16 protein-coding genes and 2 other annotated features are annotated in these 16,408 nt (G+C 34.0%); of the genes, 11 read left to right on the forward strand and 5 right to left on the reverse strand.

The window, feature by feature from the left end; all coding sequences use genetic code 11:
• Window positions 1-275 precede the first annotated feature (275 nt).
• Window positions 276-1,784, forward strand: a complete 1,509-nt coding sequence (locus MHH42_RS11020; RefSeq protein ID WP_070173144.1) for a M36 family metallopeptidase — start codon at window positions 276-278, stop codon at window positions 1,782-1,784.
• A 108-nt stretch (window positions 1,785-1,892) separates the two neighbouring features.
• Here the strand turns inward: MHH42_RS11020 and MHH42_RS11025 are convergent, their stop codons facing one another.
• Complete coding sequence (locus MHH42_RS11025; protein ID WP_000709315.1) at window positions 1,893-2,372, reverse strand: hypothetical protein; 480 nt, start codon at window positions 2,370-2,372, stop codon at window positions 1,893-1,895.
• Window positions 2,373-2,593: 221 nt separating this feature from the next.
• Window positions 2,594-2,806 (forward strand) — a binding site (T-box leader).
• Between the two features lie 105 nt (window positions 2,807-2,911).
• Here MHH42_RS11025 and aspS point away from each other — a divergent pair.
• The 3 genes from aspS to MHH42_RS11040 all read left to right on the forward strand — a co-directional run bounded on the left by aspS (window position 2,912) and on the right by MHH42_RS11040 (window position 7,037).
• Complete coding sequence (gene aspS, locus MHH42_RS11030; protein ID WP_070173145.1) at window positions 2,912-4,210, forward strand: aspartate--tRNA(Asn) ligase; 1,299 nt, start codon at window positions 2,912-2,914, stop codon at window positions 4,208-4,210.
• 169 nt (window positions 4,211-4,379) lie between these two features.
• Window positions 4,380-4,628: a binding site (T-box leader), on the forward strand.
• A gap of 117 nt (window positions 4,629-4,745) precedes the next feature.
• Window positions 4,746-6,086, forward strand: coding sequence for a sodium-dependent transporter (locus MHH42_RS11035; RefSeq protein ID WP_000814552.1), 1,341 nt, complete (start codon window positions 4,746-4,748; stop codon window positions 6,084-6,086).
• A gap of 36 nt (window positions 6,087-6,122) precedes the next feature.
• The gene (locus MHH42_RS11040; protein WP_340893385.1) at window positions 6,123-7,037 is read left to right on the forward strand and encodes an alpha/beta fold hydrolase; all 915 of its coding nucleotides are present in this window, start codon (window positions 6,123-6,125) and stop codon (window positions 7,035-7,037) included.
• 36 nt (window positions 7,038-7,073) lie between these two features.
• Here the strand turns inward: MHH42_RS11040 and MHH42_RS11045 are convergent, their stop codons facing one another.
• Both MHH42_RS11045 and MHH42_RS11050 read right to left on the reverse strand, forming a co-directional pair.
• Window positions 7,074-7,649, reverse strand: coding sequence for a nucleotidyltransferase family protein (locus MHH42_RS11045; protein WP_000701725.1), 576 nt, complete (start codon window positions 7,647-7,649; stop codon window positions 7,074-7,076).
• Window positions 7,650-7,673: 24 nt separating this feature from the next.
• Complete coding sequence (locus tag MHH42_RS11050) at window positions 7,674-8,471, reverse strand: lipid II flippase family protein (RefSeq protein ID WP_000028917.1); 798 nt, start codon at window positions 8,469-8,471, stop codon at window positions 7,674-7,676.
• Window positions 8,472-8,665: 194 nt separating this feature from the next.
• Here MHH42_RS11050 and MHH42_RS11055 point away from each other — a divergent pair, with 194 nt between their 5' ends.
• The 6 genes from MHH42_RS11055 (at window position 8,666) to MHH42_RS11080 (ending at window position 14,107) form a co-directional block, all read left to right on the forward strand.
• A complete protein-coding gene (locus tag MHH42_RS11055; RefSeq protein WP_000288768.1) occupies window positions 8,666-9,331 on the forward strand; it encodes an HAD family hydrolase in 666 nt (221 codons plus the stop codon).
• A gap of 204 nt (window positions 9,332-9,535) precedes the next feature.
• A complete protein-coding gene (locus tag MHH42_RS11060) occupies window positions 9,536-10,975 on the forward strand; it encodes a GntP family permease (RefSeq protein ID WP_000424321.1) in 1,440 nt (479 codons plus the stop codon).
• An 86-nt stretch (window positions 10,976-11,061) separates the two neighbouring features.
• On the forward strand, window positions 11,062-12,264 hold the full coding sequence (locus MHH42_RS11065) for an iron-containing alcohol dehydrogenase (RefSeq protein WP_185777118.1): 1,203 nt from the start codon (window positions 11,062-11,064) through the stop codon (window positions 12,262-12,264).
• Window positions 12,265-12,410: 146 nt separating this feature from the next.
• Complete coding sequence (locus tag MHH42_RS11070; RefSeq protein ID WP_000848586.1) at window positions 12,411-13,109, forward strand: aspartate/glutamate racemase family protein; 699 nt, start codon at window positions 12,411-12,413, stop codon at window positions 13,107-13,109.
• A gap of 87 nt (window positions 13,110-13,196) precedes the next feature.
• Window positions 13,197-13,670 carry an SAM-dependent methyltransferase gene (locus MHH42_RS11075; RefSeq protein WP_000493241.1) on the forward strand — a complete coding sequence of 158 codons (474 nt, stop codon included), beginning with the start codon at window positions 13,197-13,199 and terminating at the stop codon, window positions 13,668-13,670.
• Window positions 13,667-14,107, forward strand: coding sequence for a GNAT family N-acetyltransferase (locus MHH42_RS11080; protein WP_001223858.1), 441 nt, complete (start codon window positions 13,667-13,669; stop codon window positions 14,105-14,107). Before MHH42_RS11075 ends, MHH42_RS11080 begins: the two co-directional genes overlap by 4 nt.
• Window positions 14,108-14,163: 56 nt before the next feature.
• On the opposite strand, the gene MHH42_RS11085 is transcribed toward MHH42_RS11080, so the two are convergent.
• Window positions 14,164-14,691 carry an HAD-IIIA family hydrolase gene (locus MHH42_RS11085; protein WP_000181774.1) on the reverse strand — a complete coding sequence of 176 codons (528 nt, stop codon included), beginning with the start codon at window positions 14,689-14,691 and terminating at the stop codon, window positions 14,164-14,166.
• Window positions 14,692-14,720: 29 nt separating this feature from the next.
• On the reverse strand, window positions 14,721-15,152 hold the full coding sequence (locus MHH42_RS11090) for a GNAT family N-acetyltransferase (RefSeq protein WP_000009785.1): 432 nt from the start codon (window positions 15,150-15,152) through the stop codon (window positions 14,721-14,723).
• Window positions 15,153-15,780: 628 nt separating this feature from the next.
• Between MHH42_RS11090 and MHH42_RS11095 the strand changes: the two genes are divergently transcribed.
• Window positions 15,781-16,368, forward strand: a complete 588-nt coding sequence (locus MHH42_RS11095; protein WP_001134417.1) for a YpjP family protein — start codon at window positions 15,781-15,783, stop codon at window positions 16,366-16,368.
• The last annotated feature ends 40 nt before the right edge of the window (window positions 16,369-16,408 follow it).

The following is a 16,408-nucleotide window of genomic DNA, read 5'->3' on the forward strand; positions in this document are numbered from 1 at the left end:
TTTCCTCATAATCCACTCGATAGGGACACTGGAACATTTCTTTCTTCATATTTTAAAAGTATAAGGTTGAAAGAATTGATAAAGAAATATATTTCTAAAGTATTGTTTTCGTTTTACACATAAATATTGAGAAAATTTCACTTACCCAAAATGTAAAGGTAATAGAATTGCTCGTATAGAATTACTCGTAGATTCACTTTATTTCGTTACTTGTCGACAGTAATAGCCTTATAGGAATGGGGTAAAGGTTTCAATTTATTAGGGGGAGTGGTTTTATGTTAAACAAAAAAATGGTGGCAATGGCAATGACTGTACCATTAGTAATGGGGACGATTTCTACAGTTTCCGCATTGGAAAAGAAGCAAGTAAAGGTAGAAGCTTATTCACCACAGAAAAAAGCAGTTGAATATTTAAAAGGGAATGCCAATCAGTATGGATTAAAGCCCGATCTTTCAGACTTGCAATATATTTCTACAACAGAAACGTCAGTAGCTTCATATGTTAGGTTCCAACAAGTAGTAAATGGCGCGCCTGTATTTTCAAAACAAATTACGGTTACTCTTAACGGAGAGGGAAAAGGAGTACTTGCTGTTTCTGATTATCAACCTGTTACAGGTGTGAAAGAAGTAACGACAAAAATTAGTGAAAAAGATGCAATACAAAAATCAATGGCGTATGTTGGAGAAGCGAGTGAGCAAAACTTATGGGCTCCTACAGAAAAAGAATTCGGATATATTGTAGAAGAAGGTGTCGCTCTTCCAGTATATAAAGTGGTAGTCCATTCTAATAATCCATTCGGTGCATGGGAAACATTCATTGATGCAGAAAATGGAAAGTTAATTAAAAAGGTTGATATAAACCGAAAAGCTGAAGGGTCAGGAAAAGTATTTTTACCTAACCCGGTCGTATCTAGTGGTAGTAAAGTAGGATTAAAAGATAATAATGATGCAGATTCAACAGCTCTAACGAACCAATTGAAGACTGTTACGTTAAAAGGTTTAGATGGAACAGGATTTTTAATTGGAGAGTATGTAACGATTTCTTCAAAAGTGATGACGAAATCTACAAACTTACAATTTAACTATACACGTGCAAATGATAGCTTTGAAGATGTTATGTCGTATTATCATATCGATACATTGCAGCGCTATATTCAAGGACTAGGCTTTAAAAATATTAATAATCGTTCGATTAAAGTAAATGTTAATGGTACAACGGATGATAACTCATTCTATTCTCCATCAACGAAAGCTTTAACTTTCGGTACTGGCGGAGTTGATGATGCAGAAGATGCTGGTATTATCGCGCATGAATACGGCCATTCAATTCAAGACAATCAAGTGCCTGGATTCGGTAGCTCACCAGAAGGTGGAGCAATGGGAGAAGGATTTGGTGATTTCTTAGGTGCTACTTATGAAGATGCAGTGTCGACTACAGGGTACGGAAAAGCATGTGTTGGAGAATGGGATGCGACAGCTTATTCTAGTTCGGATCCAACATGCTTACGCCGATTAGATACGAATAAAGTATATCCGAAAGATATTACGAATGAAGTACATGATGATGGGGAAATTTGGGCTCAAGGACAATACGAAATGGCACAAGCTTTTGGCCGTGATGTAGCAACAAAAATTATTTTACAATCACATTGGTCATTAACGCCAAATGCTAAATTCCGTGATGGAGCAAAAGCAATTAAGCAAGCGGATGCTCTTCTATATGGCGGACAACATGCTGCTGATATCGATCGTATTTGGGCAGCAAGAGGAATTAGTACGAATTAATATAAAAAGTCGTGGCGTTTATAAGCCACGACTTTTTAATTTACATAAGAACTGGTACTAGTAAATAAATTAATATCAATGATAATGTGAATACATCCGTAGCCTCATTTACTTTTTAGATTCTTTAAAAACAAAATGCTCTTTAAATTTTCTAGACTCAACTTTTTGACCGTTTCGCATCGAGCGGAAAGGGTGTTCTTGCCACGTAATAATCACGTCAACCTCATCTGTTTTTGTAGAAATAGGTAAGTTAGCATGTTCAAATCCAGTTTTGTTGCTTGCTAAACGACTTTCCTTTAGGGAAAAGAGTTCATATTTCGTTTTTGTATTTGGCTCGTTGCGGAAGACTTCAACTTGTACGTTATACACTTCGCTTTTTCCGAGATTTTTTACAGAGAAATAATATGTTTGAAATACACCTTTTTTAGGTTGCAACAATTTTTTACTCGTTTTTTTCACTTCATCAATATTCACTTGCCATTGATTAGAATGTTGAGAGATTGGTAAAGATTTTGGTGAATATGCGTACGTTTCATTTACTACAATTAGGCATAACAAAAGGAGAAAGAAACTAATTGCTTTTTTCATATGTACACCTCCGCTACAATTTTGCTATTAATATGCGTGGGAAACATGTAAATTATGTAATAAAATGGAAATGTATATAGAGCGTGAAAAAGACTAGTGTAAATCTAAATGGGAAAATAATAATAGAACATGAAAAATACGCATATATAACGGTAGATGAAGAATCTTAAATAAAAAGGCTTGCGTTTTATAAAATAAAGAGATAGAATACTCTGTAAATATAAAAAGTGATGATCAGGAAAAGTACATGATGCAAAGGTCTACAGAGAGCAATCGGTTGCTGGGAAGATTGCGATACCGCATGATGGAAAGACACCTGTGAGTGTTGCTTTGAACGTGATTATTAGTAAAAGCAAACGGTACCTACCGTTATCAGGGCTAAGATGGTCATTGTGACAATTTGGGTGGTACCGCGGAAAAAATCCGTCCCTATTTCTAGGGGCGGATTTTTGTATTCTTTGAAAGGAGGTGAGTGAACGTGGATGACGACGATGACAACAATAACGTAAATAAAATGAAAACTATTGGAGGGAAATATAATGGGGCAAATAATGAAGCGTTCACTCACTCAAGCGAGTACAGAGCATGTTGGAAAAGTGGTACTCTTACAAGGGTGGGTAAAAAAGATCCGTCATCTAGGTAATGTTAGTTTTTTATTATTACGGGACCGAAAGGGAGTTATTCAATGTGTATTAGAAAACGAGTTAGCTGGATACAAGGTTGATGTAGAAAGTGTCGTTCAAATAGTTGGTGAAATTGTAGAGACTTCGAAAACAGAATTAGGGGTTGAAGTACTTGCTCATGAAGTGAAAGTATTAAATGGTGCAGAACAACTTCCATTTGAATTAAATAAAAAGAAATTACAAGTTGGTTTAGATCAACTATTGAATGAACGAGTATTATCGTTAAGACATGAGCGAACCGCGGCGATATTTAAAGTGAAAGCTACACTCGCTCAAAGTTTTAGTGACTATTTAACAGAGAACGATTTCATACGTATATTTACGCCGAAAATTGTTTCGCAAGGGGCAGAAGGAGGAGCGAATGTTTTTAAGCTTCCATATTTCCAAAAAGAAGCTTATTTAGCTCAATCACCACAGTTTTATAAACAAATGATGGTAGCGGGAGGATTGGAACGTGTTTTTGAAATTGCACCTGTTTACAGAGCGGAACATCACAACTCTTCCCGTCATTTGAATGAATATATATCGTTAGACGTAGAGCTTGGATTTATCGATGATTTTCATGAAGTGATGCAATTAGAAACGGATGTTTTACGATATATGTTTCAGCAAGTAGGAGAAACATGTGAGAAAGAACTACAACAATTACAAATAGAAGTACCTGTCATTACTGAAATACCGAAAATTACATTGTCAGAAGCACAAGAGATTTTGAAAAGTAAGTACCGGAAAGAATCACCGATTGGAGATTTAGATACAGAAGGTGAAAAGTTACTAGGGAAATATGTGAAAGAAACATATAATAGTGAATTTGTTTTCATTACACATTATCCGAAAGAAGCGAGACCGATGTATACGATGCCGAATAACGAGAATCCATCTATTACTGATTCGTTCGACTTACTATATAAAGGATTAGAAATAACATCAGGAGCACAGCGAATTCATAATTATGATCTATTACTCGCATCTTTTAAAGAAAAAGGATTACACCCAGAGAAATTTCAATCTTATTTAAATACATTCCGATACGGTTGTCCACCGCATGGCGGTTTCGGCATTGGGCTAGAAAGGATTGTATATAAACTTTTAGAATTAACGAACGTACGAGAGGCGAGTGCTTTTCCGAGAGATTGTACACGTCTTACACCATAAAAAAGAACCTTCGCGATTATCGCGAAGATTCTTTTTTAATGTTCTTTTATTTTTACATTGAAAGTTTATAAAAAATCTTTTCGACAAAAAAATTAATATATACCTTGACAGTTATAAATATAACCGATATACTTCATATTAATTTCAAAAGAAAATATATTCTAAATATTAAAATGTGTTGAATAGGAGTAGTAAGGTCATGTATTTGTGCAGAGAGCTATGGGTTGGTGCGACATAGTCAAATGACATCCTGAACTCGCCTAGGAGCAGTAAGGTGGAACGGAATTACATTCTTAGTAAATCTTAACGGTTAACCTTCGATATTAGGTTTGTAATCAAACGATTACTACTAAGGTGGATTCATAATGGAATCAATAAGGGTGGTACCGCGTTAAGTAAATGGCTTAGCGTCTCTTTTTATAAAGAGATGCTGAGCCATTTTTTATTTTATAGAAAAAGAAATGGAGGGTTTATTCGGATAGGTATATAAAATTTAATTATTTGTATAAAAAGATTTAATTAGGAGGAAAATAAGATGAAACAGACGGAGCAATGGACTTCGAAATTAGGATTTATAATGGCTGCAGCAGGATCAGCAATTGGATTAGGCGCAATATGGAAGTTTCCTTATATCGCTGGGAAGAGCGGGGGAGGAGCATTCTTTTTAATCTTTATATTATTTACTGTGTTAATTGGACTACCACTATTAATAGCTGAATTTATGATTGGACGCAGTACACAGAAACAAGCAGTTGGCGCATTTAAAAGTATTGCACCAAATACAGGGTGGCACTGGATTGGACGCCTTGGCGTTGGAACGTGTTTTATATTACTTTCGTTTTATAGTGTTGTAGGTGGATGGGTATTGATTTATTTATTTAGAGGAGTAACTGGACAACTTATTACTCCGGGACAAAATTACGGTGCATTATTTACTGAAACAATTGGAAATCCCGCTTGGGCTATTACTGGACATTTCGCTTTTATGTTCATTACGATATGGGTTGTATCAAAAGGTGTACAAAACGGAATTGAAAAAGCAAGTAAATATATGTTACCAGCATTGTTCGTTTTATTTGTCGCCCTTATTATTCGTTCATTAACATTGGATAATGCAATGCAAGGTGTGAAGTTTTTCTTACAACCAGATTTCTCAAAGATTACTTCAGAAAGTATTTTGTTCGCAATGGGCCAATCGTTCTTTGCGATTAGTATCGGAATATCAATCATGGTTACGTATAGTTCCTATTTAAATAAAAAAGAAAGTTTACCAAAATCAGCAATAACAATTGTTGGATTGAATTTATTTGTTTCTTTATTTGCAGGTCTTGCAATTTTTCCAGCAGTATTTTCATTAGGAATGGAGCCGACGGAAGGGCCTGGATTGCTATTTATCGTATTACCATCTGTATTTAGTCAAATTCCATTTGGCGGATTGTTCTTAACGGTATTTCTTGCGCTATTTACATTTGCCACATTAACATCGGCGTTTTCTCTACTAGAGACGGTTGTTTCAGCATTAGCAAATGGTGAACAAGAAAGAAGAACGAAACTATCATGGATCATTGGTTTCTGTATTTTCTTAGTAGGTATACCATCTGCGTTATCATTTGGAGTATGGAGTGATATTACGATTTTTGGTAAGAATATTTTTGATGCGGTAGACTTTTTATCTAGTAATATATTAATGCCACTAGGAGCACTATTTATTAGTATTTTCGTATCATTCAAAATGGAAAAGAAGGTACTAGAAGCAGAATTTTTTGTAGGTGGAAATTACGGAAAGAAAGTATTTACTTGTTGGGCATTTTTACTTCGGTTTGTAGCGCCACTTGCCATCATCATCGTCTTTTTAAATGTAATAGGAATTATTTAACATTAAATGTTATAATATACAGTAAAAAAGAAGGTGATGATTATAAAGGCGAATTTGATAGAAGCAGGGAAATACATGGACATTAGAGGGAAGAATTTATATGTTGAAGCACATGGAAACCCTAAAAGTAAGCCTGTATTATACTTGCACGGCGGTCCAGGAGAGAGCAGTTATGATTTTTCATTTCATCAAGCGGAACGTTTAAAAGATTCTTTATATGTAATTATGATAGATCAAAGAGGTGTTTGTCGCTCAGAAGAAATTCTTGAGGACGAAGCTTTTGGATTAAATGATTTGATTGAAGATTGTGAAGAACTAAAAAAAGTATTGCAAATTGAGAAGTGGTCTGTAATTGGACATTCTTTCGGTGGATATGTAGCATTGTTATATGCATCGATATATCCAAGTTCAATAGAGAAAATAATATTTGAAGGACCAACTTTCGATTTTGCATTAACAAGTAGAGCTTTGTTACAAAAGACAGGGGATTTATTAAAAAAGTATGGAAAAGAAGAAGTAGCAGAAGAGTCCATCGCTTATTCATCTAGCAATGCTAGTTCCGAAGAGTTGCTTGAAGCTTATATAAGATTAAGCGATGAATTAGAAGAAAAAAGAATGGAGATTTACAATAATAAGGAAGATAGGACAGATGAGAGTTTATACAGTGATCAAGAGTGGGAAATATTTTCAAAACGCTCCAAGATTCATTTTGATAGATTAAAATTAGAAGGCGCATGTCATACATCATTATTATCCAAAATAAAAGATGTACAAAATCCAATGTTATTACTTGTAGGAAAACATGATGTAGTAACGTGTGAAAAACAAATTGAAATATTTAATAAAGATGCTCGAAACGGCAAGTATATTGCATTTGAAGAGAGCGGTCATTCACCTCATTATGAGGAAGCAGATAGATTCGCAGAAACAGTCATGTATTTTTTGAAATGAAGAAAAGGGTGCTTCTATTAATGAGAAGCACCCTTTCTAAATTTCTGGATATGTGATTGTTATGTTAGGCCATTTACTTTGCCAATTCTTTTTAATAACTCTGTTTTTGTACATATGTATACGTCCTTTTGATTCGAGAAAATGAGCTGTTGGTCTCACTTGTAATGAAAGAACATCTTCAATACCGCACGGAGCTGTTAATATAACATTGTTTTTTTCGTCTAATGTAACCCCTAAAGCCGTTGCTGTTTCAGGGAATTTAGAAATAGCATCAACAGAAGAAGAATATGGTGGCATGTTGTTCACCACATGCATACGAGCTTGATTTTTAACCGACCAAGGTATAGAAGCATCCATATTTGTTAGTGTTTTCTCTACGGATTGTTCATATGTCTCGTCTTTATGTAATGGATCAAAATAGATGACATCAACGTCCGGTGTAGCAGTTCTTACTTCGTAGTTATGCAAAGTATCCCAAAGTTTAGAACGAACAAAACCGGCGCAAATCCACCAATCAGGTAGCTCTAGTGATTTTGCTATGTGTAATACGTTCATCATCCATTTGTCGTTTTCTATTAAGCGAATTACATCTTGTTCTGTTTGTATCTTCATTGATAAATTCACCTTCCTAGTAAATTAATGCATCAGTTCAATAATCCATAAAATCCAGTAAGCACCTGGTACGAACAACAGTTGTGCGAGTAAAGTACCGAGAAGTCTAGATATCATTAACCAACCATACATTTTACTCATAGATTCAGCACCATTTTCTGATTGTAAAGCACGCTCGGTTAATAGAGCAATGCGTGGATCGAGCAATACTGTTAATAAAATAGTAGCAAAACCATTCACAAGGCCAGAAGCTGTACTTGCATTTGTTGCGTAATCTGGATTTAGAAAAGAAGCATAAAGGGCAGAAAGAACACCTGCTGTATAAATTGCAGTAGCAAACATGTTAATAAGCATAATACGCTTTGGAATACCACCGATACGCAATCTATGAATCATTTCAAATCTTGGAAAGCGCACATATTTTTTTGTGTACTTTAATTTTTGAATGTTATTTGTTTTCATCATTCGAATGAAAGAACCATCTGTTTCAAAGTTTTGAATGACATATCCAAATAGTTTTGTCAAAGTTGGATAAAGAATAATCGCAAGTAATGTACCTATGGAAGCAGATAATAGTACAAGTCGTATAGTATGCTCTAAATTAATAGAAGCATCTCGTTTTGCTTCATCGACAATCCCGCCAATTAAAAAGGCTTGTAGTAAATTTGAAGTTCTTGAAATAAGTAATACCATTCCTACGACAGATAAGGCAACGACAATCTTTTTTAAACGAACACCAGCTAATCGAATACTATAAGAACTAGTTTCGACTGCGTGGATGACAATTGTGAAAGCCATTATAAAAATTAACGTAATTGACATTTGTTTCACCAGTTTCTATTGAATTAATTGTAACTTTCTTACTTTATCATATCTATCCGTCTAATGTAACCGAAACTATGTAACATAGAAAAAGTGATTTTTTTGAAAAAACAAATAATGGTAGTATAGTAGAGGTAGAGTAGTAAAAAAACCTTTAGTATTACATGTAAAGTAGGATGAGTGGGGGATTAAATATGTATACAACATTTTTATTTGATTTAGATGGAACAGTAACGGATCCTAAAAAGGGGATTGTAAATTCAGTTTTGTACGCGTTAGAAAAGGTTGGAATTGAAGAATTACATGTAAGTGAGTTAGATTCATTTATTGGTCCTCCTATTCAGCAATCATTCGTAGAGAGATATAATATGAATGAAGGAGAAGTTGAACGAGCTGTTTTTTATTTCAGGGAATATTTAAAGCAACGTGGGTTGTTGGAGAATAGTGTATACGAGGGTATTCCAAATCTCCTAAAACAATTAAAAGATAACGGAAATCGTTTATTTATAGCTACTTCAAAGCCTACTATTTTTGCTAGACAAGTAATAGAGCATTTTCAACTAACGAATTATTTTGAAGATATCATTGGAAGTAATTTAAATGGAACAAGAATAAAAAAAGAAGAAATAATTGCACATATTTTACTTCAGAATGAAGGACTTAATAAAGAGGAAGTTGTTATGATTGGAGATAGAAAGCACGATATAATAGGTGCAAATCATAATGGAATTGCTTCAATTGGCGTTTTATATGGCTATGGTAGTGAAAATGAGTTGATTGAAGTTAGTTCGACCCATATAGCGAAGGATATAGAAGAACTACACCATTTTTGTATAGAAAATAGTTTAATAAAAAAATAAAAATAGAGACTAACAATCCCTTTATAACGTATGACGATGAAATCGTTTCTGTTTAAAGGGATTTTTCATATGTAATCGAATATGTATAATTAGACATTTTAGTATGAAAAATTTGTATGAATTAGAGGAGGGATGTCAGAAATGAAAGATTAGTAGAAGTTTATCAATAAAAGATTGAATTTTCAGTTTAAAGGAGGGGTATAATTGGAGCTAGTTATTATATTATTAGCACTTAGCTTACTTATGTTTGTAGCCTATAGAGGGTTTTCTGTTATTTTATTTGCCCCAATTTTTGCATTATTTGCGGTATTTTTGACAGAACCTAGTTTTGTATTACCTTTCTTTTCTAATATTTTTATGGAGAAAATGGTAGGGTTTATTAAACTATATTTCCCGGTGTTTTTACTTGGAGCAATTTTTGGGAAAGTAGTAGAAATGTCAGGAATTGCTGATTCTATTGCAAAGACGATTGTAGAGTTGGTTGGAGAAAAACGTACAATTTTAGCGATTGTTTTAATGGGTGCTATTTTAACATATAGTGGTGTTAGTGTATATGTAGTGGTATTTGCTATATTTCCGTTTGCAGCTAAGCTTTTTCGACAAGCTAATATTCCAAAGCGCTTAATACCTGGAACAATTGTCCTTGGAGCAGTAACATTTACAATGGATGCGCTCCCTGGATCACCACAAATTCAAAATGTAATACCTACAACATTTTTTAAAACGGATATTTATGCTGCACCGATACTTGGTATTGTAGGGGCAATTTTTGTTCTCACGTTAGGTTTATTATATTTAGAGAGTAGGCGTAAGAAGGCAAAAGCGGCAGGTGAGGGGTATTTTGGTTTTAACGATGGGAATACTGAAATGGCAGCATCTTTGGAATTAGAGCAGAAAGAAATACCGCTGTTAAATAGTTTAGAAATTACGAAGGTACAACAACTTATTGCTTTTATACCACTTATTTTAGTAGGTGTAATGAATAAAGTGTTTACTATTATGATACCGAAGTGGTATCCGAACGGTTTTGACTTTTCAGCAATTGGTATGAAAGCATTTGGAAAAGTAGAATTGAGTGCGGTAGTTGGAATATGGTCTGTAGAATTGGCACTTATAATAGGAATTTTAACAACTCTTTTATTATACTGGAAACGGGTAGTAACAGGATTTCAAGCTGGATTGAATACAAGTATAGGTGGAGCACTACTTGCAACAATGAACACTGGAGCGGAATTTGGTTTCGGTGGTGTCATTGCAGCACTTCCAGGTTTTGCAATTATGAGAGATGGCATTTCTGCAACGTTCACAAATCCTTTAGTGAATGGAGCGGTAACGACGAATATTTTAGCCGGTATTACAGGTTCTGCATCAGGAGGAATGGGGATTGTTTTAAGTGCGATGGGGGATAAATTTATTGCAGCAGCCAATCAATTTGATATCCCATTAGAAGTTATGCACCGTATCGTATCAATGGCATCAGGAGGAATGGATACATTACCACATAACGGGGCTATTATTACTATTCTTACAGTAACAGGTTTAACACATAAACAGTCATATAAAGATATATTTGCTATTACAGTTTTGAAAACGCTTGCTGTGTTTTTAGTTATCGCATTCTATACTATTACAGGAATTTATTAAAAATAGATACTATATGAATTGTAAAGGTTTATTTAGTTGATATTTTATAAACTAAACATTAATAAGGGTAAGAAGGGGTGGAGTATTTGCAAGAAGTTGCTGAGTTTCGTATGCCGAAGTCTGTACTATATGGAAGAAATTCGATTGAAAAACTGGGGGAACAATCAAAGAAGTTTGGGAAAAGAGCTTTTATAGTTACTGATACAATTATGGAGAAATTAGGGTATGTTGAAAGGTGCATAAAACAGCTAAATAAGAAAGGGATTACTGTTATTACATATAATAAAGTGAATGCTGAGCCTACAAATTTACACGTATTAGAAGCGTTAACGATTTGTAAAGAAGGAAAGTGTGATTTTATTATCGGTATTGGTGGTGGAAGTTGTATTGATGCTGCGAAAGCAGTAGCGGTGTTATATACTAATGGTGGAGCAATTGAATATTACGTCCAAAAAGATGTTGAAATAGAAAATGATCCACTACCACTCATTGCAATTCCAACAACTTCAGGTACTGGGTCAGAAGTAACAAGTGTAGCAGTAATTACGAATAAAAAAACAGATGTAAAAATGATGATGAAGCATCCGAGTTTTACCCCGCAAGTAGCGATTATTGACCCGATATTAACAAGTTCGGTACCACCTCATATTACGGCAGCGACAGGTATAGATGCATTATGCCATGCAATTGAAGCATATATTTCTAAATTTTCTCAACCACTTACAGATGTACTTGCTCTTTCGGCTATTGAAAGTATTATGAAATATTTACGTATTGCATATGAAGATGGAGGTAATATGGAAGCAAGGGAAGCAATGATGATCGCTTCATTACAAGCTGGAATTGCATTCTCAAATGCATCAGTTACATTAGTTCATGGAATGTCAAGACCAGTAGGGGCGTTATTTCATGTACCACATGGTATATCAAATGCAATACTATTACCTACAGTTTTAGAATATACAAAAGTGAGTGCAACAAAAAGACTAGCGGAAATTGGATGTTGTTTAAATAAAGATATGTATTCCTATTGTGATGAAGAAGTAGCCGATTATACGCTGAGGGAAATAAAAAAACTTTGTTTTGATCTTCGTATTCCAAATTTAAAAGAATACGGAATCGGTGAGGTTGAATTTGAAAATGCTATTTCAAAAATGGCCTCGGATGCAATTGAAAGTGGTAGCCCAGGAAATAATCCGCGAGTTCCTTCTTATAATGAAATTAAACAGTTGTATCGACAATGTTTTAATTATCAATATGAAGATTCTATAAAAACATTAGGGGATTAATTTCAGAATATTCACATAAAATTTCCTTGGAAATAGTTAAAACAAGACTTTATATTATAAACTTAAAGTCTTGTTTTATTGTGTATAATATACATAATAAAACATTGTTATTAGTTTAGAAAAAAGTTTAGGTAGGTGTGTTATATATGAAAACGATAGGGCTTATAGGTGGTATGAGTTGGGAATCGACTTCGGAATATTATCGAATTTTAAATGAAGAGATAAAAAGTAGATTAGGGGGATTACACTCAGCAAAATGTTTGATTAATAGTGTGGATTTTGAAGAGATTGAACGATTCCAGTCTAACGGGGATTGGGATGGAGCAGGAGAAGTATTAGGGAATGCGGCGTATTCATTGCAGAAGGGAGGAGCAGATTTTATAATCATTTGCACAAATACAATGCATAAAGTAGTGGAGAAAATAAAAGAGAATATTAACATCCCCGTATTACATATTGCTGATACTACTGCAAAAGAAATTAAAAGAAAAGGTATTCAAACGATTGGTCTACTTGGAACGAAATATACAATGGAGCAAGATTTCTATAAGTCACGTATAGAAGAGAATAATATAAAAGTAATAGTGCCAGTAGAAAAAAATAGAGAAAAATTAAATGAAATAATTTATACAGAATTATGTTTAGGAAAAATAACATCGCAATCTAGAGAATATTATAAAAGAGTCATAGAAGAGCTAGTGCAAAAAGGAGCACAGGGAATAATTTTAGGTTGTACAGAAATAGGATTATTAATAAAGCAGGAAGATGTATTAGTTCCGATATTTGATACAACTTTTATACATGCAATGGAAGCAGTAAATGTGGCTTTAGAAAATAGATTATAATTATATTATGTAAACTTATTTCGTGTATGTGGAAAACATTCAGAAAATATTTTATAATGTAAGTGGTTACATTTAAGGGGGATGCGTATGTTTTCAGTTCAACCAATCGCATTTGTACATAATGAAAGAAAGGAAATAAAAGATGACGAATGGGGAGAAGTAAGATCCTGTATTACTTTAACTGAATTGTATACAGAGGAAAGTATACAAGGGATTGAAGAATTTTCTCATATTGAAGTTGTTTTTTATTTTCATAAAGTAACGGATGAACAAATTCAATATGTTGCTAGACATCCTAGAAATAATAATGATTATCCTAAAGTAGGCATTTTTGCACAGCGCGGGAAAAATCGCCCGAATCGCTTAGGTGTAACAATTGTAAAAGTGATAAAAAGAGACGGTAAATCAATTATTGTTGAGGGATTAGATGCTATTGATGGCACCCCTATATTGGATATAAAGCCGGTAATGAAAGAATTTATGCCGAAAGAAGAAATTCTACAGCCTAAATGGGTAACGGATATAATGAGACAGTATTGGAAGGGGAATGGAGTAAAATGAGAATATATGAGGCAACAATTGCAGATTTAGATGGACTAGCATCAGTTTTTAATAACTATCGTATGTTTTACCGACAAGATTCCGATTTAGATGGTGCAAAAGTATTTTTACAAAATCGTATCGAGAGAAAAGAATCCGTTATTTTCGTAGCAGTTGAAGACGGTGAATATATTGGATTCACGCAACTATATCCATCATTTTCTTCCATTTCAATGAAAGAATTATGGATTTTAAATGATCTGTTTGTACAAGCCGCGAAGCGCGGAACTGGAACAGGTAAAAAATTATTAGAAGCTGCTAAAAAATTCGCATTAGAAAATGGCGCAAAAGGTGTAAAATTACAAACAGAGATTGATAATTTATCAGCACAGCGATTATACGCTGAAAATGGTTATTTAAGAGATAATCGTTATTTCCATTATGAATTAACATTTTAAAAAATGTAAGATTAAAAGAGACGTTTTCAAAATGAAAACGTCTCTTTTAAATTGTATTATAGTTGATTTAATATCCAGTTTGTTGCATCTTCAAAGTTTTCTGCAATGTAGTTTGGCTCAATATGTGCCCACCTGTCTCGGTACGTATGTAAAGCATCGTATCCAGCGCCTGTTCGTACTAATATTGTTGTCGCATTCACTTTTTCACCTGCCACAATATCAGTCCAACGATCACCAACTACAGCACATTGTGTTAAATCAAGCCCATGTTTTTCCGCTGCTTTTAGAAGCATGCCTGTACTTGGTTTACGGCATTCACAACCATCACCATGTTTGTGAGGACAAACGTAAATATCATCAAAACCGAAATCTTTTAATTCTTGTACAAAATCAGCTACAGTCGCTATTCCATCCGCGATACCTGGTTGATTTGTGAAAGAGAAAATTTTTATATTTTGAGCTTTTATTTTTTGCAGAGCTGCTTTTGTAAAGGGGAATAATGTAAAAGAACCAGGGTAATGTATTGTAGTGTCGCCGCCAATTGTACCGTCACGATCAATGAAAATTGCTTTAATGTTTGTCATATTTATAGTCCCTTCAAGTAAAAAGTAGTTTAAAAATGTTTTACAAATCGATATCCATTTACTTCATAACCTAATTTTTTGTAAAAAGGATGTGCTTCTACTCTTTTTGTTCCACTAACTAGCCATGTTCCAATGCAATGATGCTTCTTTGCTAATTGTTCTGCATAATCCATTAACACTTGTCCAATGCCTTTCCGCCGTATTGTAGAATCGACGCTAATAATTGAAATTTCTCCATAACGAGTTACATCTTCTAAATTTTCGCGTATACGAAACCCGAGTAATCCAAATATAGTTTCTTCTTCCACATAAACATATAAAAAATCAAAAGGACTCATTTGTACGAATTGCAAGCGGTTGTTCATATCTTCATAGGAAATAGAGGAACCTTTTAATTCTTTCGTTAAAGAACAAAGTGCATCTATATCATCTATCGTCGCTTCACGAATTTGAAAAGACATATTATTCACTCCAATAAAATGTAATCAAACATTTAATATTCTGTTAAAAAATGTTTTTTCCTGCTATGAAAATAAATATTTTATAATGATATATAAATAGTTATACTTCTTCATTTTTATTTATTACCAGCTGTAATTGCCGGGATTATTTTTATAGTATGGATTGGTTGGATTGTATTTTTACCATAGAAAAAGAGCCGAAAATGGCTCTTTTTCTAATCTGTCACACATTGATAAATAAAATATACTAAAACGAGTATGCTTGCGGCGGAATACATGACATCTAAAGTCATTTGGTCGCCTCCTTATTGTTGTTGTATTTTATTGTATGAAATCTTACAATTTCATATTCAAGTGAAAAATATGTGAACGTTAACAAAATTGTAAAGTGCAAAAATTACAATCATTTTGTATAATAGAAGAAACAACCGTTATATAAAGTGAAACTTTAATCAGTGGGGGGTTTTCTTCATCCCCCACTGATTATTAGCCTTCACCAATCGGGCTTTTACGGGCAGTTGATCCCCTGCCTAACTTTTTTGCCTTCACTGAATTTTGAGGTGGTGGGGGTCTTGCTTACCCGTTAATGCGGGATAAAATATAATGAGTGAAAGGGGAGGGAACATAAATGCCAAATTGGTTTAGAAAAACCTTAGTCGCATTAATTACCGTATTTACATTTGGTTTAGTGACGCCTCCTTCCATATTGCTTGATAATGCCAAAGCTGCGGACAAGCCTACGAGTACAGCTGGGCAACAAAATTTGGAGAGTACGTCCTATACATATGAAGAAACGAATGACAGGTTAACCACCGATACTTTTATTACTTATGCAATGCAAGAAGCAGAGAAGCAGTCGATGCAAAAGTTTGGAACTAAAATTGGTCCAGTAATTGAAGATGAGTTTAAAGATGTAATATTACCGAAAATTGAAGAGGCAATTGCTGAGCTTGCAAATGATGTTCCAGAGGAGTCGTTGCAATCATTATCGATTTCTCAGAAACCCGCTGGTGGAAATAATGAAAAGATTTTTCACGTTTACGATACGAAATCTGGAAATGACTTACTACGATTTCATGTAAGAAGAGATCATCCACCGCAAGATGGTTATTATTTCAATTTCCATTATCATCGTTTTGATGATGGATACTCTGGACATCATGAACTAGGAAATATTTATTGGAATACGAATGTACCGCCAAAATGGCTTTCTTAAAAAGAACAAGAGAAAATCTTGTTCTTTTTTTGTTGATAAA

The organism is Bacillus sp. FSL L8-0099, from assembly GCF_038006385.1.
In the GTDB taxonomy this organism is placed as follows: domain Bacteria; phylum Bacillota; class Bacilli; order Bacillales; family Bacillaceae_G; genus Bacillus_A; species Bacillus_A toyonensis.